At 66.6% G+C, this 18933-nt stretch carries 19 protein-coding genes; 9 read left to right on the top strand and 10 right to left on the bottom strand.

Features of this window, described 5'->3' with window-relative positions; all coding sequences use genetic code 11:
• Window positions 1-74 precede the first annotated feature (74 nt).
• Both ACF07D_RS00820 and argG read left to right on the top strand, forming a co-directional pair.
• On the top strand, window positions 75-1916 hold the full coding sequence (locus ACF07D_RS00820) for a hypothetical protein (RefSeq protein WP_391503543.1): 1842 nt from the start codon (window positions 75-77) through the stop codon (window positions 1914-1916).
• A 9-nt stretch (window positions 1917-1925) separates the two neighbouring features.
• Complete coding sequence (gene argG, locus ACF07D_RS00815; RefSeq protein ID WP_119282903.1) at window positions 1926-3347, top strand: argininosuccinate synthase; 1422 nt, start codon at window positions 1926-1928, stop codon at window positions 3345-3347.
• A gap of 544 nt (window positions 3348-3891) precedes the next feature.
• On the opposite strand, the gene ACF07D_RS00810 is transcribed toward argG, so the two are convergent.
• Complete coding sequence (locus tag ACF07D_RS00810; protein ID WP_042543325.1) at window positions 3892-4140, bottom strand: WhiB family transcriptional regulator; 249 nt, start codon at window positions 4138-4140, stop codon at window positions 3892-3894.
• A gap of 226 nt (window positions 4141-4366) precedes the next feature.
• Here ACF07D_RS00810 and ACF07D_RS00805 point away from each other — a divergent pair, with 226 nt between their 5' ends.
• Complete coding sequence (locus ACF07D_RS00805; RefSeq protein WP_391503542.1) at window positions 4367-4765, top strand: hypothetical protein; 399 nt, start codon at window positions 4367-4369, stop codon at window positions 4763-4765.
• 204 nt (window positions 4766-4969) lie between these two features.
• On the opposite strand, the gene bcp is transcribed toward ACF07D_RS00805, so the two are convergent.
• The 4 genes from bcp to aroA are packed head-to-tail and all read right to left on the bottom strand — an operon-like array spanning window position 4970 to window position 8900.
• Window positions 4970-5443 (bottom strand): thioredoxin-dependent thiol peroxidase, encoded by a 474-nt coding sequence (bcp, locus tag ACF07D_RS00800; protein ID WP_391503541.1) that lies wholly within the window; start codon window positions 5441-5443, stop codon window positions 4970-4972.
• Between the two features lie 39 nt (window positions 5444-5482).
• On the bottom strand, window positions 5483-6214 hold the full coding sequence (locus tag ACF07D_RS00795; RefSeq protein WP_391503540.1) for a hypothetical protein: 732 nt from the start codon (window positions 6212-6214) through the stop codon (window positions 5483-5485).
• 33 nt (window positions 6215-6247) lie between these two features.
• Window positions 6248-7339 (bottom strand): ribosome small subunit-dependent GTPase A, encoded by a 1092-nt coding sequence (gene rsgA, locus ACF07D_RS00790; RefSeq protein WP_255809448.1) that lies wholly within the window; start codon window positions 7337-7339, stop codon window positions 6248-6250.
• A 4-nt stretch (window positions 7340-7343) separates the two neighbouring features.
• Window positions 7344-8900 (bottom strand): 3-phosphoshikimate 1-carboxyvinyltransferase, encoded by a 1557-nt coding sequence (gene aroA, locus ACF07D_RS00785; RefSeq protein ID WP_391503539.1) that lies wholly within the window; start codon window positions 8898-8900, stop codon window positions 7344-7346.
• 258 nt (window positions 8901-9158) lie between these two features.
• Between aroA and ACF07D_RS00780 the strand changes: the two genes are divergently transcribed.
• The 6 genes from ACF07D_RS00780 (at window position 9159) to ACF07D_RS00755 (ending at window position 14773) form a co-directional block, all read left to right on the top strand.
• The gene (locus tag ACF07D_RS00780; protein ID WP_119282909.1) at window positions 9159-10487 is read left to right on the top strand and encodes a GntP family permease; all 1329 of its coding nucleotides are present in this window, start codon (window positions 9159-9161) and stop codon (window positions 10485-10487) included.
• A 46-nt stretch (window positions 10488-10533) separates the two neighbouring features.
• On the top strand, window positions 10534-11850 hold the full coding sequence (locus ACF07D_RS00775; protein ID WP_391503538.1) for a four-carbon acid sugar kinase family protein: 1317 nt from the start codon (window positions 10534-10536) through the stop codon (window positions 11848-11850).
• Between the two features lie 54 nt (window positions 11851-11904).
• Window positions 11905-12930 carry a 4-hydroxythreonine-4-phosphate dehydrogenase PdxA gene (pdxA, locus tag ACF07D_RS00770; protein ID WP_119282911.1) on the top strand — a complete coding sequence of 342 codons (1026 nt, stop codon included), beginning with the start codon at window positions 11905-11907 and terminating at the stop codon, window positions 12928-12930.
• 97 nt (window positions 12931-13027) lie between these two features.
• Window positions 13028-13825, top strand: coding sequence for a DeoR/GlpR family DNA-binding transcription regulator (locus ACF07D_RS00765; protein WP_391503537.1), 798 nt, complete (start codon window positions 13028-13030; stop codon window positions 13823-13825).
• A 79-nt stretch (window positions 13826-13904) separates the two neighbouring features.
• Entirely contained in the window at window positions 13905-14537 is a 633-nt protein-coding gene (locus ACF07D_RS00760; protein ID WP_255809452.1) for a sigma-70 family RNA polymerase sigma factor, read from the top strand.
• On the top strand, window positions 14534-14773 hold the full coding sequence (locus ACF07D_RS00755; protein WP_121077329.1) for an anti-sigma factor: 240 nt from the start codon (window positions 14534-14536) through the stop codon (window positions 14771-14773). Before ACF07D_RS00760 ends, ACF07D_RS00755 begins: the two co-directional genes overlap by 4 nt.
• 41 nt (window positions 14774-14814) lie before the next feature.
• Here ACF07D_RS00755 and ACF07D_RS00750 read toward each other — a convergent pair whose 3' ends face one another.
• From ACF07D_RS00750 to ACF07D_RS00730, 5 genes are read right to left on the bottom strand one after another with little or no spacing between them, the layout of a single operon-like run.
• On the bottom strand, window positions 14815-15303 hold the full coding sequence (locus tag ACF07D_RS00750) for a YbaK/EbsC family protein (RefSeq protein ID WP_391503536.1): 489 nt from the start codon (window positions 15301-15303) through the stop codon (window positions 14815-14817).
• A gap of 30 nt (window positions 15304-15333) precedes the next feature.
• Window positions 15334-16230 (bottom strand): ABC transporter ATP-binding protein, encoded by an 897-nt coding sequence (locus ACF07D_RS00745; protein ID WP_391503535.1) that lies wholly within the window; start codon window positions 16228-16230, stop codon window positions 15334-15336.
• Window positions 16227-17033, bottom strand: coding sequence for an ATP-binding cassette domain-containing protein (locus tag ACF07D_RS00740; protein ID WP_391503534.1), 807 nt, complete (start codon window positions 17031-17033; stop codon window positions 16227-16229). The genes ACF07D_RS00745 and ACF07D_RS00740 overlap by 4 nt, the downstream gene beginning before the upstream one ends.
• Window positions 17030-17878: an ABC transporter permease gene (locus tag ACF07D_RS00735; RefSeq protein WP_391503533.1), complete on the bottom strand. Its 849-nt coding sequence runs from the start codon at window positions 17876-17878 to the stop codon at window positions 17030-17032. The genes ACF07D_RS00740 and ACF07D_RS00735 overlap by 4 nt, the downstream gene beginning before the upstream one ends.
• Complete coding sequence (locus ACF07D_RS00730; RefSeq protein ID WP_391503532.1) at window positions 17875-18831, bottom strand: ABC transporter permease; 957 nt, start codon at window positions 18829-18831, stop codon at window positions 17875-17877. Before ACF07D_RS00730 ends, ACF07D_RS00735 begins: the two co-directional genes overlap by 4 nt.
• Window positions 18832-18933: the final 102 nt, after the last annotated feature.

The following is an 18933-nucleotide window of genomic DNA, read 5'->3' as shown; positions in this document are numbered from 1 at the left end:
GACAAAAATATTGGACAGTGTCCATTCTTGTAGTGTGTGCAAAAGGGTTGCACTCGATCGAAGGGGAACGACACATGCGACGCCAATCATCGCGCCATCAAGTAGTGGGGGCGGCGCTCCTTGCGGCAGCCCTTCTCGTGACGGGGGCTCCCGGCGCGGCTCACGCGGTCCAGGGCCAATCTGAAGAGAACATCACGCGAGAGGTCGCGATCCAGGTTTCGATCGACGACGGTTCGACGTCGAGGCCGTTGGCGGGAAGTCGAGTCTCGGTCAGCGGAGTTGACGACGGCACGGGCGACCTGGTCGAAGTGGCCTCAGGCGTCGCAGATCGAGATGGCCTTGCGACGGTTTCGGTGACTGGCCCCGACACGAGCTACATCGTTGACGCCGTGTGGCCGGGCGCGCTTGGCGACCTTGAGAGCGCGTCGTCACGGGCCGAGTTTCGGCTGGGCTCAGAGGAGCCAGTCACTGTGCGCCTCTGGGGCCCGATCAGCACTGTCGCCGGCAAGATTGCGGCGACCGCGAAGGGGACTGCTGTGGCAGACCTCGAAGGCGCGAACCTCGTGCTCGTGAGTGGCGGTGTTGACGTGCAAACGTTGGAGGTTGCGGCCGATGGCACGTTCGCATCGGCGGCCGTGCCGACGAGCTCGGATGCCGACTACAGCGTGCGCTTCGTTCCCCCGACCGGCTACAGGCTCGCTGACGTGCAGCCCGCCAACGACGCATTCGCCCTGCCACGAGTGAGTGACGGCGTCTCCGTCCATTCAATCGAGCGCGCGTTCGAGCTCGTTTCGACGGCAACGACGCCTGACCCGGAGCCAGGCGGGGAGGATCCGGATCTCCTGCTCGCGCCCGGCGCGCTCGGCGGCGACCTGTTCCAGGGTCCTGGCACACCCGCCGCGCTCGGCGCGATGCTCGGCGGCATGTCTGAAGAAGCGCTCGCGGCCCTGCAGGCGGCCACACAGAACCCCGCGGGGGACGGAGTCGTGATTGCGAACGCGAACAGCCAGGTGCTTGGTCTCGCTTTCGGTGTGACTGGCGAGCAGCAGCAGACTGCAAACGGGGTAGTCGGCCCAACGATCGCTGCATTCCAGCGCCCACCAACGCCGAACGTTGACACGCTGAGTCTCGATCTTGAGACAGCACTCCTCGCGGTGCAGTCGCAGCGCGCGAGCCAGCTCAACGCGCAGCTCGCCGACCAGATCGCCGCCGTGCAGCAGCTCAACGCGAAGCTCGGGAGTCTCGCGGCCGCTACCGCCGCCGTGCAGGCATTTATCTCGGCGCCCGGCGAGGAGGCGTTCGCTGCGGCTTCGAAGGCAACGCGTGACGCTGGAGTTTCGCACGCATTCCTCGATGCTCCGGTAGCGGAGCGGCCCGCGCAGGCCGCAGCTCTACTCACGCACCTCAAAGCCGTCACTGATGCGTCGGCAAACTCGCAACAGATGGACATGCTGCGTCTTCAATCGCTGAGTGGTAAGCGCAACGAAACCTTCGACCTCATGAGCGACTTCGTGAAGAAGATGCAGGAGTCGCGTTCGAGCATCATTGGCAACATGCGATCGACGCCGGTGGCGATCGGCTCGGTCGAGTGGGATCGAGGAACGGTCTCGGGCGCCTTCGACGTCTCGGGCGTCGAGCCCGGCGACCACCATCTCATCATGCATTTTGCGGATCTCGGCTACACCACAATCTCGAGCCTCACGCTTGCCGGTGACCCTTCCGGCGAGGGCGCGGGGGAGTCCGAGGTGCCGAGCACGGTGACCCCACCTGCTCCAAGGCAGACGATCGCGGAGACGGGCGGGTCGTCACACGCCGCAGGCTGGGCCTCGGGCGGCGCGCTCCTGCTGCTCGGCGCGGCCGCCGTCGCGCTGGGGCTGCGCCCCGGGGCGTTCACCCGGCGCGTCAAGCACCCGTAGGATAGAAGCATGTCCAAAGTTCTTTCTTCTCTTCCTGTAGGCGAGCGCGTCGGCATCGCTTTCTCCGGTGGTCTCGACACCTCATGCGCCGTTGCATGGATGCGCGAAAACGGTGCGGTTCCCTGCACCTACACCGCAGACATCGGCCAGTACGATGAGCCCGACCTCGACGGTGTCGCGGCTCGCGCCAAGGAGTACGGCGCAGAGATCGCCCGCCATGTCGACGCGAAGCGTGCACTCGTTGAGGAGGGCTTCGTGGCGCTGCAGACCGGCGCGTTCAACGTGCGCTCGGGCGGCAAGACCTACTTCAACACGACTCCCGTCGGCCGCGCCGTGACTGGCACGCTGCTTGTTCGCGCGATGAAGGAAGACGGCGTCGACATCTGGGGCGACGGCTCGACCTACAAGGGCAACGACATCGAGCGGTTCTACCGCTACGGTCTCATGGCGAACCCGTCGCTTCGGATTTACAAGCCGTGGCTCGACAGCCAGTTCGTTGAAGAGCTCGGCGGCCGACACGAGATGAGCGAGTGGCTCGTCGCGCACGGCTACCCGTACCGTGACTCGGCTGAGAAGGCATACTCGACTGACGCGAACATCTGGGGCGCAAGCCACGAGGCGAAGCACCTCGAGTTCCTTGACAATGGGCTCGACATCGTCACGCCGATCATGGGTGTCGCAGCCTGGCGTGAAGATGTCGAGGTCGTCACCGAGGAGGTCTCGGTGCGCTTCGAGGCAGGCCGCCCTGTCGCGATCAACGGCGTCGAATACGACGACCCGGTAGCGCTCGTGTACGAGGCCAACGCAATCGGTGGCCGTCACGGCCTCGGAATCTCCGACCAGATCGAGAACCGCATCATCGAGGCGAAGTCGCGTGGCATCTACGAGGCTCCTGGCATGGCGCTCCTGCACATCACCTACGAGCGCCTGGTGAACGCGATCCACAACGAGAACACGCTCGCCTCGTACCACAACGACGGCCGCAAGCTCGGACGCCTGATGTACGAGGGGCGCTGGCTCGACCCCGAGTCGCTCATGCTTCGTGAGGCGCTGCAGCGCTGGGTTGGCTCGGCGGTCACCGGCGAGGTCACACTTCGCCTCCGCCGTGGCGACGACTACACGATCTTGAACACCGAGGGCCCGAACCTCAGCTACCACCCCGAGAAGCTCTCGATGGAGCGCACCGTTGGCGCCGCATTCGGTCCTGAGGATCGTATCGGCCAGCTCACCATGCGCAACCTTGACATCGCTGACTCGCGTCAGCGCCTCGAGCAGTACGCGGCCATGGGGCTTGTGGGCGGCGCGACCGCTGAGCTCGTCGGCAAGCTTGAGCAGGGCGGCGCTGACGAGATCGCAACAGCCGTCGGCGGCATCGACGAGAACGGCGACGAGCTGGGCCTCGCCGCAGCGTTCGACTCAGGCACGGACTAACGACCTGCTGCCCGCTACGGGCAGCGAACGACGGACACGCAGCTGTGGGCTGCGCGCGGCTGAGGCCGGGCGCAGCCCACAGTCGTATTCTGCGGCGTGCGCGGCGCTCGGGCTCTGTCGTGAAACCTGTGGATGAGAACACCGACACCCCTCGGCGGCGTCCCCGTTCCAGGGAACCCGACCCGGGGCCTGTGTTGTACGACACGGGTCTCGACGCTATTGAGGGGCTCTGGCTCTGTACCGGGTGGGCGGGAAGGCCTGAGCGCGCCCGGGCCTATCCACACGTTGTGCAACATAGCCCCGTTGACCCCACAACGCAACGAGTCCCGGGGCCCCGGCGGGGGGCGGGGGGCGGGGGGGGCGGGGGCGCGGGGGGGGGGGGGGGGGGGGGGGGCCGGGGGCGGGGGGGGGGCCCCGGGGTGGGGCGCCCCGGGGCCTACCCCCAGTTTGGGCAACATCGCCCCGTTGACCCCACAACGCAACGAGTCCCGGCACCCTGTCGGGTGCCGGGACTCGTTGCGGCCGCGTCAGCGGCTCTGGCGCGTTAGGAGGCGCGACGTGCGCGTGCTGCGCGACGCTTGAGGGCGCGACGCTCGTCTTCGCTGAGGCCACCCCAAACGCCTGAATCCTGGCCGGTGTCCATTGCGTACTGGAGGCACATTTCCGTCACTGGGCAGCGGGCGCAGACGGCCTTCGCTCGCTCAATCTGATCCACTGCCGGGCCGGTGTTGCCAACCGGAAAGAACAGCTCGGGATCTACGGTCAGACACGCAGCCTGTTCACGCCAATCCATACTTACCTCCTCTGCGTCGCACGTGCGATGCTCAATCTGTACACGCGCTAATCAGCAAAGGCCAGGTAGCCTAAGAGAGATCGCGCGTTGCCTTTTGTCAACGTGACTGAGAATGCTCACACCGGCGTGCGCGAAACTCTGATGAATATATGGTTCCACGGAATTGAACGAAAGACAATAGGCTTTTTGCCGTAGTTTCAGGAAACGAATAGGTATGGTGACGAATATGCGCTCACGTTCCGCTTGGCTCGCGCTTACTGCGGTGCTTGCCATCGAATTGGTGCTGGGGCTCGTTCTCGTCATCACGATGGTTCCGACGTTTCCGGCAGCGGGGCCAGATCAGGCTGCGCTGATGCCGCTGTGGATCAGCCTGCTAGTGAGCATGATCCTTGCGTGCGTGTGGGTCGCAGCGACTCTCGTCGGGGCTATGCGGCGACAGGGAAGTTGGGTGCGCGGGTCGGCGGTGACGATTCACGTGCTCATGTTCGCCGCAGCGCTCGGTGTGTTTCAGGGCATTCTCGGTACCCCAGCGATTGGCGCGCTGCTGTTGGGCCTCGCCGTCATCGGATTCGCCTCGGCGATCGTGATCGGGAAGCCCGCGGAGCCGGCGCCGCAGGCGGGCTGATCGCTCCGGCCAACGGGGGTCGGGCCTCGAGCCCACCGACGGGCAGAGCGACGACCCGTAGCGGCCGCTGAAGGCGGCATTGACGCCGCGCCGCGTGAACGAGAGATGTCTGACTGGTGCCGCGGCGCCCAGCTGGACGACGAACGCCGCAGCGGCCGGTAGAATCCGGCGTACGCTGCGGCGTGTAACGTGCGGGGCGGCTGGCTAGGCGTCGACCATTTTGAGGATTCGGGCGACGTGTCCGGTTGCCTTGATGTTGTAGAGCGCGCGCTCGATGACGCCCTGCTCGTCGAGAATGAACGTCGAGCGGATGACTCCCTCGACGATGCGACCGTAACTGTTCTTCTCGCCAAACGTGCCGTACGCGCGATGCACTGCGGTATCGGGATCGCTGAGGAGGGGATAGTCGAGCCCGTCACGGTCGGCGAAGCGCCTGAGTTTGTCGACCGCGTCGCGCGAGATCCCGATGACACGGTAACCGGCTGCCTCGAGGGCAGCGGTCGACTCCTGGAACTCGCACGCCTCGGTCGTGCAAGCGGGCGTCATCGCCTGCGGGTAGAAGAAGATGACGAGCTTCGAGCCGCGGAAGTCGCTGAGGGCCCGTTCAATGCCCTCTTGGTCGAGCAGCGCGAAGTCGGGGGCGGGCATACCTGGCTCAAGAATCACACGTTCAGTCATACGCTCAAGCCTAGCGGCGGCAGGTGTCGCGAGTGCTGGCTACTGACCGGGACCCTGCCCGGGAGGCGGCCCCTGCGGCGCGTGGAAGCCCGGTGCGGCACCCTGTGCAGTGGGGAATCCCTGCGCTGGCGGCGCGTACTGACGCGGCACCGCGAACCCTGCGAGGTACCTGTGTTCTTCCGCGAGCTGTCCCTGTTGCAGCGCCCAGAGCGCCGTCACGCCCTGCTGCCCGTAGCCAAGCTCGAGTCGGCGCACACTCAGCGCCTGACCGAGGCCTGCAGCAGGAACGAGCAGCACTCCGACAATGAAGAGGCCGAGCATGGGCAGCCCGTTCGTGAGTCCGCCCGTCGCCGTAAACGGGGCGACGACCGGTGCGACAAGGATGAGCAAGAACCCGATGCTTGGGAGTACAAGCCCGAACCAGAGCAGGGCGCCGACGGAGCTCCCCGCCCCCGGGAAGTGCCGTACCATCCCACGCACTGTGACCCCGCTCGTGACGACGCTCGCGATCATGCAGAGCCAGCCGATGACGGCGAGCATGAGTGAGGGGCCCGCGACGCCTGTGAGGGCGGCGACGCCGATCCCGTATGCGCCGATCAGGATCAGTGCGACACACGGAAACACGATGGTGAATAATGGGCGGGTCAGCGAGACGAGCGAGAGGTAGCCGCGCGCGAGGTCGGGGAGCGGCTTCGGCACGACGACAGGAGGCGCGGGCGCGCCATGCTGAGGTGGTTCGAACCGAGGGGACTGCTGCGGCTGCTCTGACATGTCCCCAGTGTATGGTCGCGCGGTGCTGGGCTCCTACTTCAGGAGGCGGCGGAGCGATTCGACGCGGCGCGCGCCGAGCGCGTCTAACCGGCCGTCGGCGATAGCCAGGTCGAGCTCGCAGTCGGGCGCCCCCTCAGTATGGGAGCAACCCCGCGGGCACGCGTCGAGGAGGGGCACGAGGTCGGTGAAGCCTCGCAGTATCCCGTCGCTCGTGACGTGTCCGAGCCCGAACGAGCGGACCCCGGGGGTGTCGATCACCCAGCCCGATTCGCCGGCTGCTGCTCCGGGGGTTGCCGCACGCAGCGCGACCGATGACGACGAGGTGTGGCGGCCGCGGCCGGTGACCTCGTTGACGTGCCCGGTCGCGCGCTCAGCCTCGGGCACGAGCGCGTTGATGAGCGTTGACTTGCCGACACCCGAGTGGCCGACGAACACGGTGGTCTTACCCGCAAGCGTCTCCCGGATCTGCGACAGCACGCCAGCGGGAGAGTCGTCCTCCCATGCGCCGGGCGCTGAGCGGAAGATCGGCACTTCGAGGGCCGCGAAGTTCTCGAGGAAGGGCTCGGGGTCTGCGAGGTCGATCTTGGTGAGACAGATGAGTGGCTGAATGCCTGCATCGTATGCGGCAACAAGGTATCTGTCGACGAGCCTGACTCTCGGCTCTGGGTTTGCGGCGGCGACGACAATGAGCATTTGCTCGGCATTCGCGACCATGATGCGCTCGACACGGTCGCTGTCGTCAGCGCTTCGCCTCAGCATCGTTGTGCGATCCTCGACGGCGACGATGCGCGAGAGGCTGCCCTCGGCTCCCGAAACGTCGCCGACGAGCTGCACGCGGTCGCCGATCACGATCGCTGTCTTGCGGAGCTCGCGGGCACGCGCGGCGACGACGACACGTTCCGGCGCGGCCTTGGGCCCGCCCTTCACGGAGGGAGTTGCGGGCACGAGCGCGGTGTAGCGGCCGCGGTCGACAGCGGTGATCATGCCGATGACCGCGTCGGCGTGTTCGGGGCGGCGCTTGGTGCGCGGACGGTTCGCCTTTGGGTTCGGCCTCGTCCGCACCTCATGGTCGGCGTACTCGCCGTAAGGGGCGTCGTCCTCGTCGTCAACGGTGAACCAGCTCACGTGCTCAGATCCCTTCGAGGAATCCGCGGGCGAAGCGGCTGAGCGAGCCAGCGATCTCGGCGCCGTGAGCGGCGCCCTCCGAAGCGGTGTCGAGCCCGAGGCTGAGCCCGTCGTGCTCGGCGGCCTCGGCGCCGGGCACGATACCGCGCCAGAGCTCAGGGAACTGGGGGAGCGTTTTCGAGGTGCTCGCGATGTCGTCGATTTCGACCCCAGAGACCAGCAGCCCGATGAGCGCACCTGTCGTCGCAATCCGGTGATCGGCGTAGGCCCGCCAGAGCCCCCCGTGCATCTCGGCCGGGTGGATTGCGATTCCGTCTGGAAGCTCCTCAGCATTGCCGCCGAGGCGATTGATCTCGGCTACCAGGGCCGCGATACGGTCAGTCTCGTGATGCCGGGTATGGCCGATGCCGGTGATCGTGCTCGGCTCGCCGGGCGTTCCGTCTGGCCTTGGAAGCGCGGCAAGCGCGGCGAGACCGACGAGCGTGGGCGAGAGCTCACCCGCGTCGGGCATATGTATGTTCACGCCGCGCAGCTTCCCGGTCCCTGTCACCGTGAGCATGCCGTGTTCGAGGGTGACGGTGCCACCAAACTCGGGGAGGAGTTCGCGCAACTGGTCGCCGACCTGGGTAGTCTCTGCTGGCCAGTGGGGGATCGAAACCGTTCCCCCGACAGCGAGCGCCGCGGCAAGGAAGGGCGCAGCGTTCGAGAGGTCGGGTTCGATAGTGATCTCGCGCGCCTGAATGGGGCCGGGAGCAACCCGCCATTCGCCTGTCGCGGGGGAGTCTGCCTCCACGCCGCGAGCTCGGAGCGCTTCCAGCGTCATCTCGATGTGCGGCACGCTCGGAAGCCTGTCGCCAGTGTGGATGACATGTACGCCCTGCTCAAAGCGGGGCGCTGAGAGGAGTAGGGCGGAGACGAACTGGCTCGACAGCGACGCGTCGACCTCAACCCGGCCGCCCCGCAGGCTGCCCATGCCGTGCACCGTGAATGGCAGCGCACCGCGGCCGTCATCGGAAATGTCGGCTCCGAGCGCGCGCAGTGCGTCGAGCACCGGACGCATCGGCCGCTTCCGCGCGTAAGGGTCGCCGTCGAACGCTACGGGCCCGAGCGAGAGCGCGGCGACTGCTGGCACGAACCGCATGACTGTTCCGGCGAGGCCGCAGTCGATACTCGTCGAGCCGGTGAGTTGCTCTGCTGGGGTGACGCGGAGGTCGGGGCCGTATGGGTTCTTGCCTGGGAGTGGCGTGATCTCGGTGCCGAGGAGGCGCAGCGCCTCCACCATGAGATCAGTGTCTCGCGAGTGCAGCGGCACCCGGAGCGTTTCGGGGCCGTCGGCGAGGGCGGCGAGGATGAGCTCGCGGCCCGTCAGCGACTTCGACCCGGGCAGCGGCACATAGGCGTTGAGTGGTTCGCGCGCGGCGTCCAATTCGGTGCCGGGGTTACCCTCCGGGGTGACGAGCGGCACCGTCGGGGCAGCCCAATGTTCGGCAACCTCGTCGGGCACATCGCCGGAACGGTCGCCGTTGTCATCGTTTCCACGGTTCATCTTTGCAGCCAGCATCAGTTCAGAGCTTACCTGGCTTCGCTGCGCCGGGCGGGAGTGTTCGGCGCGGCACACACGCGTGAGAGGCTGGAGGCATCGTGAACGGGGAGGCGCGGATGGCCGCCGCGCCTGAGCAAATGTGGACCAACCTGCGCGAGGCGAGGCAAAACTGCGCGGGGCGCGCAATTGACCTCGGGTAAAGTTCCCCCTAAGGTGGTCGAAGCGCGCATTTCCTGCGCCATATCTGCGTGTTTCAATTACTTTAAGGAGGTCGATGTGGACCTACAACTGCTTGCCGCGCTCATCGTTGGCGTGGCTGCGATCATTCTCATCATTCTGAAGACCCGCCTCGACGCGTTCCCCGCGCTGCTCATCGGCGCGATCGTCACCGGCCTGGTCGCAGGCGTCGCGCCCGTCGAGCTCGTCGGATTGATGACTGCAGGCTTTGGAAACACGCTCGCAAGCATCGGCATTGTCATCGGTCTCGGCGTCGCGCTCGGCAAGCTAATGGAGGTGACGGGCGCGGCCGACGCGCTCGCACGCGCTTTCGTCAAGCTCTTCGGCAAGGGGCGCGAAGCCCTCGCCATGACGATGACGGGTTCGGTCGTCTCGATCCCCGTGTTCTGCGACAGCGGCTACGTGATGCTGCACCCGCTCGCGCGTTCGCTCGCTCGCCGAACACAGCAGGGCGTCGTGGTGCTGTCGCTGGCGCTCGCGGGCGGTCTCGTGCTGAGCCACACCCTGGTCCCGCCAACGCCCGGCCCGCTCGCGGTCGCTGGTCTGCTCGGCGTCGACCTCGGCGTGATGTTCCTCGTCGGCATTCCGTTCATCATTGTGCTCATCCCGGTCGTGCTGCTGTTCGCCCGGATCATGGGCAACAAGCTCGAGCCCTTCCGCGACCCGAGCATGTTCGCACTTGAGGACGAAGAGGCAAACACGCGCCCAGTTATTGGCGCGTTCCGGGCGGCGCTGCCAATCGTCGTGCCGATCCTCCTCATCGTGTCGAACACGGCCTCAAAAGCGCTCTTCCCCGGGACCTCGCTCGAGGCCGTGACGAGCTTCATCGGTGCTCCCGCGATTGCCCTGCTCATCGGCCTCGTGCTCGGCGCATACACGCTGCCGCAGCGCGGCACCGAGCGCAAGGAAGTCGTCGGCTGGCTGAGCGAGGCAGCGGCCTCCGGCGGTCTCATCATCTTCATCACCGGTGCGGGCGGCGCGTTCGCGAATGTGCTCACCGAGTCTGGCGTCGGCAGCAACCTCGCTGACGGTGTCGGTATGCTCCCGCTTCCGCTGTTTCTCATCCCGTTCCTCGTTGCCAGTGTGCTCCGCGTTGCGCAAGGCTCTGGCACCGTGGCGATGATTACCGCCGCGACGCTCGCAGTTCCCCTCGTCGAGGCGGGTACCCTCAACCCCGTGCTTGCAGCAATGGCAGCGGCTTGCGGCGCGTTCCTGTTCTCGCACTTCAACGACTCGTTCTTCTGGGTCGTGACGAAGTTCGCGGGTCTTTCAGGCACGAAGGCGATGAAGGCCTGGAGCGGGATGACCACCACCATCTGGGTCGCCACCATCCCGCTGCTGTTCATCCTGTGGGCTATCGTCGGCTAGCCCCGGCCTCGGACTGATTTTCACCGGCTTCGCAGAAGGGCACCCTTTGACTACTTCGAATCCCGTTCTCGTGATCGCGGACGACCTCACCGGCGCGAACGCGTCTGGAGCGCGCTTCGCCCGCGCCGGCCTCCGGTCGGCAACGGTGACGTCGAAGGCGCTCGACGGGCCCATCCCCGGGTTCGACGCGCTCATCGTGACTACCGACAGCCGGCATGTGCCCGCTGCCGACGCGGCAGCCAGGGTGCGCTCCGCCGTCGAGGCGATCCCGGGCGCGGAGTTCGTGGTCAAGCGCACCGACACGACCCTGCGCGGGAACGTCTCGGCGGAAGTCGCCGCGGTGCTCGACGCAGTGCGTGCAGCGCATCCGGGGGAGCGTGTGCGTGCGCTCGTCGTGCCCGCTTATCCGACATCCGGGCGGACGACGGTTGACGGCGTGCAACTGCTCGACGGGCGTCCGCTCGAGCAGACCGAACTGCGGTACGACGTGCACAATCCGATGACGACCTCGATCGTCGCGGACATCCTTTCCGCGCAGCGACCGCTGAGCTCGCGGCACGTGTCCCTGCGCACCGTCCTTGGGGCGGCGCTCACGGAGTCGCTTGTCGCGGGCGACGAGGATCTCGTTATCTGCGACGCGCTCGACGACGGGCACATCCAACTCATCGCCGCAGCCGCTGCGCAGGCGACTCGGGAACACGGGGTCCGCTGGGTGACGGTTGACCCCGGCCCCGCAGGCGCATTTCTCGCACGAGCGCTCGAACTCGGTACGCCCGAGCGGGCGGACGAGCCGCCACTGCTCGCCGTCATCGGAAGTGTCACCGACCTCTCGATCACGCAGGCGGAGTACCTCGCACAGAGCGAACTCGTTCGCGTGCTCGAGGTGGACTCACTGCGGCTCGCGGGAGAACGCGAGGGCCAGTCGGGCGCGGTCGATCCCGTCGACCAGCTCGCGGGCGAGCTGCGGCAGCTCATTGAGGCGAGCGCGTTTCCCGAGCAGATTCTCATGCGCGTGCAGCCTCCAGCGATCGGCGGTCACCTGTCGCCAGCTGGACGGGAGCGGTTGCCCGGGCTGCTCGCGGCTGTGATGCTTCGCGCCCTTGAAACGGCGCCCGTCGCCGGCGTCTACAGCAGTGGCGGCGACATTACCGCGGCGATCCTCGATGCCGCGGGGATTCGCGCGTTCGAGGTCATCGGCGAGGTCATCCCGCTCGCTGTCTACGGCACCGCGATCGGCGGCACGCTCGACGGGGTCGCCGTCGTCACCAAGGGCGGCCTCATCGGTACCGAGGTCACGGCCGAGGCCTGTATGAACCAGCTCCGCACCCTCGCGGAACGCACCTTTGCGCGGGCGGATCGCTAGCGCCACGCGCGCAGCACGCCCTGCACACTTCACCAACATCCATCTGGAGGAATCATGACCCGTCACACACTCGCACTCACCCTCGGTGACCCTGCAGGTATCGGCCCCGAGATCGCCGTCCAGGCGGTGCTCAACGCCGCCGGCCCCGCGGGCCCGGCGCGCGCTGTCATCGTCGGCGACCCTGTCTCGGCGACCGCAGCCCTCACCGTGCTCGGGCTCGACGCGACGGTGCGCACAGTTGCGTCGTGGGACGATCTCCCAGCCGAGGAAGCCGGGGTGATCGACGTGTTCGACATCGGCGTGCTCGGTGACGAGCCAGTTGTCTGGGGTGAGATCTCGGCCCGCGCCGGCGCCTCCGCGGTGCGCGCCATCGAGGTGGCAACCCAGGCTGCCCTCGACGGCAAGGTCGCGGGCATCGTCACCGCGCCCATCAACAAGGAGGCCATCTGGGCCGCCGGAAGCGAGCACCTCGGCCACACCGAGATGCTCGCCGAGCTCACCGGTTCCTCGCGCTCGAACACGATGTTCGTCGCGCGCGGTAAGAAGATCTTCTTCGCCACTCGCCACGTGTCGCTGCGCGGCGCGCTTGAGCGGATCAGCACGGAACTTGAGGTGGACGCGATCGACGAGGCGCTGCGCGCGCTCAAGGTCTACGGCACCGACGAGCCCCGCCTCGCGGTCGCAGCCATCAACCCGCACGGCGGCGAGAACGGCAAGTTCGGCACGGAGGAGATCGACTTCATTCGCCCGGCCGTCGCCGAGATGCAGGAGCGCGGGCACAACGTCGTCGGGCCGATCCCAGCGGACTCGGTCTTCCACCAGCTGTTCACGGACCGCTACGACGCGGTGCTCTCCCAGTACCACGACCAGGGACACATTCCGGCGAAGACGATCGACTTCAATGGGACGATCTCGGTGACGGTGGGCCTCCCGATCCTCCGCACGTCCGTCGACCACGGCACCGCATTCGACATCGCAGGCAAGGCAATCGCTGACCCCGGCACGATGATCTCCGCCTACCTTTCGGGCGCGGAGTTTGCTCCGTTCGCTGGCCGCATCCGCGAGGACTTCAACCGATAGTTGCCAGGCGCGGAGCGCGGCGGCACCCTGTACGAGCAGATAGGCTGGCGGCGATTGCAGCCATGCAGCGCCGCACGCGAGAGAGAGGCCATCGAACATGGGGGAGACGCCCGCGCTCCGCGGAGAGTACCAGCACACAAAACGGCGGCGCGAGCGCCTCGTTGAGCTCGTTGAAGCTGGCTCGGGCAGCGAGAACGTGCACGCCCTCGCCGATGAGCTCGACGTCTCGGTATCAACGGTGCGGCGCGATCTCGCTCACCTTGAAGCCGACGGGAAGCTCGCGCGCACCTACGGCGGGGCCATGGGAGCCGGGCGGCTCGACCGGTCCTGGCAGGTGAAATCGACCGAACACCAGGACCGGAAGCAGGAGATCGCGCGATACGCCGCGACGAAGGTCTCGCGCGGCATGACCGTGCTCCTCGACTCGGGAACGACTGTCGCAGAGGCGGCCGCCATCCTGGGCACCCGGCCAGACACCCAGCTGGTGACGAACGGGCTAAGCTCGCTGCTCGCGCTCGCCGATTCAGATGCGGACGTCACTGTGCTCGGCGGTAGGCTGCGCCGCCCGAGCGAGTCAATCATCGGAGCGGCGACGCTGCAGATGCTCCAGCACCTCACCGTGGACGTCGGTTTCCTTGGGGCCGAAGCCCTGCACCCGACGCGTGGGCTCAACTGCCCTGAGATGGACCAAGCTCTCGTGAAGCAGCTCATGTCTGACAACTCGAAGCGCACGTGGGTGCTCGTCGACTCAAGCAAGCTTGAGCGGGAGGCACCGTTCTCATACTGGGCCCCGGTTGCCGCAGGCTGTGGCGTCATCACCGACTCGCGCGCAACCGATGCTCAGCTCGCGCCCTTCGTTGACGGCGGGTGGACCGTCGAGATCGCACCGGAATAGCCAGGGCCGGGCGCCGATGACCTCCCCGACCCCGGCACGTCCCCAGGCCGGCGGCGCCACTCCCCGGTAGGCTGGGTGTGTGAATAGCAATGAGCAGGCGGCGAGCGGCGACCTTCAGGCCCGCTTCGCCGAAGAGGCGTTGCCGCTCCTTGACCAACTCTTTGGCGCCGCGATGAAGATGACGCGAAACCAGCAGGACGCTCAGGACCTCGTGCAGGAGACCTTCTTGAAGGCATTCCAAGCGTTCTCCTCGTTCGAGCAGGGTACGAACCTCAAAGCGTGGTTGTACCGCATCATGACGAACAGCTACATCAACACGTACCGCAAGAAGCAGCGCCAGCCGTTCCTCGGCGCCGTGGAGGAGTTGGAAGACTGGCAGCTCGGTGGAGCCGAATCAACAACGGCCATGGCGTCGCAGTCTGCTGAGGCGGAGGCAATCGACCGCACCCCGGATTCGGTCGTCACGACCGCCCTCAATGATCTCGCCGAAGACTTTCGGATGGCCGTCTACCTCGCAGACGTTGAGGGGTTCAGCTATCAAGAGATCGCCGACATTCAGGGCGTGCCGATCGGCACGGTCATGAGCCGACTGCACCGTGGGCGGGCAAAGCTCAGGCAGGTCCTCGGGGAATACGCCAGGGAACAGGGCGTTGGACTTGATAGAGCCGACACGGCAACACAGACATCAACCAAGAAGGGAGCCGCGCGATGAGTGACTGCGGGTGCGACAAAGCCAAAGCCAATATTTATGAGTTGCTGCGCGGTGAGCTGTGCGCAGAGGAATCAGCCCCAATTCGTGAGCACCTCGAGCACTGTACCGACTGCCAGAATGAAGAGAGCGTCTGCGCGCGCTTGACCACCGCGGTTCGCCGCGCATGCGAGGAAGAGCGCGACGGCGCCGCGCCGGCCGACCTGCGCGACGCGATTCTCCGCGGCCTCACGGTCTAGCCGGGGCTCGCGGCCCTGCCCGTTCGGGCGAGGGACTCAGCCTATGCTTCGTCGCGCCAGCCTGTGCAGACGTCGACCCATCCGAGGGCGTCGCTCAACTCCTCGAGCTCCGCGATCGTGAGCTCGACGGCTGAGTTTGCACTGCCAGCTGCCGGAAATACCGTGGCGAAACGTCTGAGTGACTCGTCGAGGTAGACGCGCGCGTCGTCGGGGTTCGCAAACGGGCACACGCCGCCAACTGGGTGGCCCGTGAGCTGTTCGACGTCGTCGAACTTCAGCATGCTCGGCTTTGCCCGAAACTCACGCTTGAACATGCCGCCGTTGACCTTCGCGTCGCCCGCGGCGACGACGAGGATTGCGCCAGGCACGTCGGTCGTGCTCGCAAACGCGAGCGTCTTCGCGATGCGGGCGGGCTCCGTCCCTGCCTGCTTGGCGGCGAGCTCAACTGTGGCGCTCGACTCGGCAAACTCGAGGATGGCGCCTGTCCAGCCCTGCGCGAGTAGGTCAGCGCGTACGGTGTCGATGCTCATATCTGATCCTCCGATTCCTGCGGTGTTGGCTTAGCCGCGCCAGGTCGTATCGGGAAGCTGCAGCCGCGATGCGACGAGTTCCCTGGTGTACGGGTGCGTCGGGGCTGCAAGAAGCTCCGCGGTAGGGCCGTCCTCGACGATCCTGCCACCCTGCATCACGATCGTGCGCTCCGCGAGCTGCGGGACGATGCCGAGGTCGTGTGTGATCGTGACGAGGGTGAGCCCGAACTCGGCCCGAAGCTCGGCAAGAAGCCCCAAGACGCGTGCCCGCACGAGCACGTCTAGCGCGCTCACCGGCTCGTCGCCGACGAGTAGCTCCGGGCCGTGCACGATCGCACGGGCGACCGCGATACGCTGACGCTGCCCTCCTGAGAAGGCGTCGGGGTAGCGGGTTGCGGCGCTCGCTGGCAGCCCGACGCGTTCGAGTACCGCGCGAACCATTGCGCCGTGCTCCCCCTGGATTCCTGCGCCCTCGAGGGACTCCGCCACGGACTGTTCGATTGTGCGGCGCGGGTTGAACGACGAGTACGGGTCCTGGAAGACGAGCCCTGTGCGGCGTCGCAGCCAGCCGAGGTCGCCCGATGTCGGGTCGACCTCCCGGCCCGCAAACTTCACGGTTCCCGCGGTCGGCTTGCTCAGTCCGAGGAGCTGCCTGATGAGGGTTGTCTTACCCGATCCCGATTCGCCGACGATCGCGACGCTCTCGCCGCGCTCGATTGTGAGCGAGGCGCTGTCGAGCGCGCGCACGACTTGACCGCGCTCGAACAGCTTCCGCGCGGGCGTGCGAAACTCCTTCGACACGTTCGCGAGCTCGACGAGCGGGTGCCCGGCCTCGCGCGCGCGTTCAGCCGCGTCGGGAAGGTTCAGCTGCCCCGTCCAGGGGGTGCTGCCCGTCCACTGCGCCGCGGGCGGTGTCTGCTCATTCATGCAGTTTCCCCTCCCGCTGCCGCGATGAGCGCCCGCGTGACCGCGTGGGTCGGGCGCTCGAGAATCTCGCGCACGCTGCCCTGTTCGATGATCTCGCCGTCGGCGAAGACGAGCACGCGCTCTGCAACCTGGTTCACGACGGCGATGTCGTGGGTGATACAGACGAGTGAGCACTCGTCACGGTCGGTGATCTCGGTGAACAGCTCGAGGATTCCCCGCTGCACTGTCACGTCAAGCGCGGTCGTCGGCTCGTCGGCCAGCAGTAGACCCGGAGACGCCGAGATCGCAGCCGCGATCGCAGCGCGCTGTCGTTGACCGCCCGACACCTCGTGTGGGTAGGCCCGCACGATGCGTTCAGGATCGCGGAGCCCGACCTGGCGTGCGAGCCTGAGCGCCGCCTCCCGCCGCTCCCCGCGGTCGAGATGGTAGTGGAGAGCGAGTGCCTCGGTCATCTGGACGCCGAGCCGACGAAACGGGCTGAGAGCGGTCTTCGGTTCCTGGAACACCATTCCGATGCGGTCACCTCGGACCGCAGCGAGCTCGCGGTCCGACAACCCCAGCAGCTCTCGGCCGTTCGCCCGCACCGAGCCGCTCACTATCGCCTCGCGGGGGAGTAGGCCAGCGATCGCGAGCGCCGTCATCGTCTTGCCCGAACCGGACCCACCTATGATCCCGAGGCGTTCACCAGCCTCGAGGCTGAAGCTGATCCCGTGCAGGATCTCAGTGCCGCCAATGGCTACTCGGAGATCTTCGACAACGAGTTCCGTCGCGCCAGTCTCAAGCTGATCGTGCTGTTCGCTCACCTGGGCACCTCCGCTGTCTCGTCGGCTGGGTCACGCATGTCGAGAGCGTCGCGGAGCTGGTCGCCGAACAGGAAGAACGCGAGCACTGTCACGGTGATCGCGAGACCTGGCCAGACCACCGTCTCCGGGTAGATCGACACGAAGCGCTGAGTTGAGGCGAGCATGCCGCCCCATGATGGAACGTCTTTCGGAGCACCGAAGCCGAGGTAGCTCAGGCTCGCCTCGGCGAGCACGGCGGTCCCCATCGTCCAGGTGACCTGCACAATATAGATGGGAAGCACGCTCGGAATGAGGTGGCGAAACAGGATCCGAGTACGAGAGAGCCCTGCAACTTGAGCCGCGACAACGAAGTCAGCGCCCTGCACCTGTCGAAACTCGGCGCGCAGCACGCGGCCCATGGAGACGCCAAACGCGATCCCGAGCGCGGCGACGACGATCGGGATGCCGCTGCCGAAGACAGCAGTGAGCATGATCGCGAGCAGCGTCGTTGGGAAAGCGACGAGCACGTCGATACCCACGGCCACGACTTCCCTTACTGGGCGCTTGCCGAGGCCGCCGAGGAGCGCGAGCAGAAAGCCGATGACGCTCGCAAGCACGCCAGTTCCGAGCGCAACCCCAAACGAGACGCGGCTGCCAGCGAGGAGGCGCGACGCGATGTCGCGGCCGCTGCCGTCTGTGCCGAGCCAGTGCTCGGCCGAGGGCGGCAGCCAGACATTTCCTGTCGCGTAGTTTGGATCCTGAGGGAGCCAAAAATAGTAAGCGATCGACACGCACGCGACGAGGGCGAGTACGACAACCGCGAAGACGCCGACGGGCCTTCGCAAGACTTTTCGGAGGGTCTTCATTCCTCACCCTCCGCTCGGAGCCGGGGGTCGATAATGCGGTGCACTACGTCGACGAGAGCCCCCATGACGAGAATCACGGAGGTGAGTACCAGGAGTGTTGACTGGACCTTCGGGAGATCACGCTCGCCAACATCCGAGACAAGCATTGTGCCAAGACCCGGCAGGCTAAACAACTGCTCGACAACGACGGCGCCGACGAGCAGCGCCGCGGCCTGGAGTCCAAGCATCGAGATGATCGACAACCCGACCCCGGGAAGGCCCTGCGTGAGGAGAGCGCGAAGGCGCGAGTTTCCCTGCGACATCGCGGTGCGTACGTGGTCAGCGTCAAGCGCGCGCAGCGTTGCGCTGCGCACAAGTCTGAAGAGGATCGCACCCTCAATGAGCCCAATTGTGAGCGCAGGCAGCACGAGCGATCTGAACGCCTGGAGCGGTCTCTCCCAGCCGTCGAGCGGGAACCCCTGAGAAGGAAGCCAGCCGAGCCAGGAGGAGAGGACAAGCGTGCCGAGGAGTCCCGCCCACACGACGGGGATCGCCGACGCAAGCACGCTCGATGCAGACACGAGCTGGCCGAGGGGCGTCGAGTTGCGGTACGCCGCAAAGACACCGAGGGGGAGCGCGACGAGAAGCACGACCGCGAGAGACATGATCGTCAGCGGAATGGTGACCTCAGCTTTCTCGGCGAGCTCCGCCGAGATCTCAGTCCCTGTGACAACCGAATGCCCGAGGTCGAAGCGCAGCACGCCGCCGATCCAGTCGACGTACTGAGTGAACAGCGGGCGGTTCAGACCGAGCTGCTCGCGCAAGTTCTCAACCTGGGCTGGGGACGCCTGGGTGCCGCCGATGACCTGGGCGACGTCGCCTGGAAGAATTCGCAACGTTGCGAAGATGAGCACGCTCGCGACGAGCCAGGCGAGGGCCAGGAGTCCTGTGCGGCCAATGATGAATCGCGTCACGTTCCGAGACTACTCATTCTGGGGCCTCCTGTGTGCGTTGGGACGAGACGTGTTCGGGCCCAGAGAGCGCGCCATAGGCGGCCTCCAGGCCCGAGCGGTCGA

This window comes from Leucobacter sp. NPDC015123 (assembly GCF_043080205.1).
In the GTDB taxonomy this organism is placed as follows: Bacteria; Actinomycetota; Actinomycetes; order Actinomycetales; family Microbacteriaceae; genus Leucobacter; species Leucobacter aridicollis_A.
Note: the sequence above shows the minus strand (reverse complement) of the source record. Positions and strands in the feature narration are given on the sequence as shown.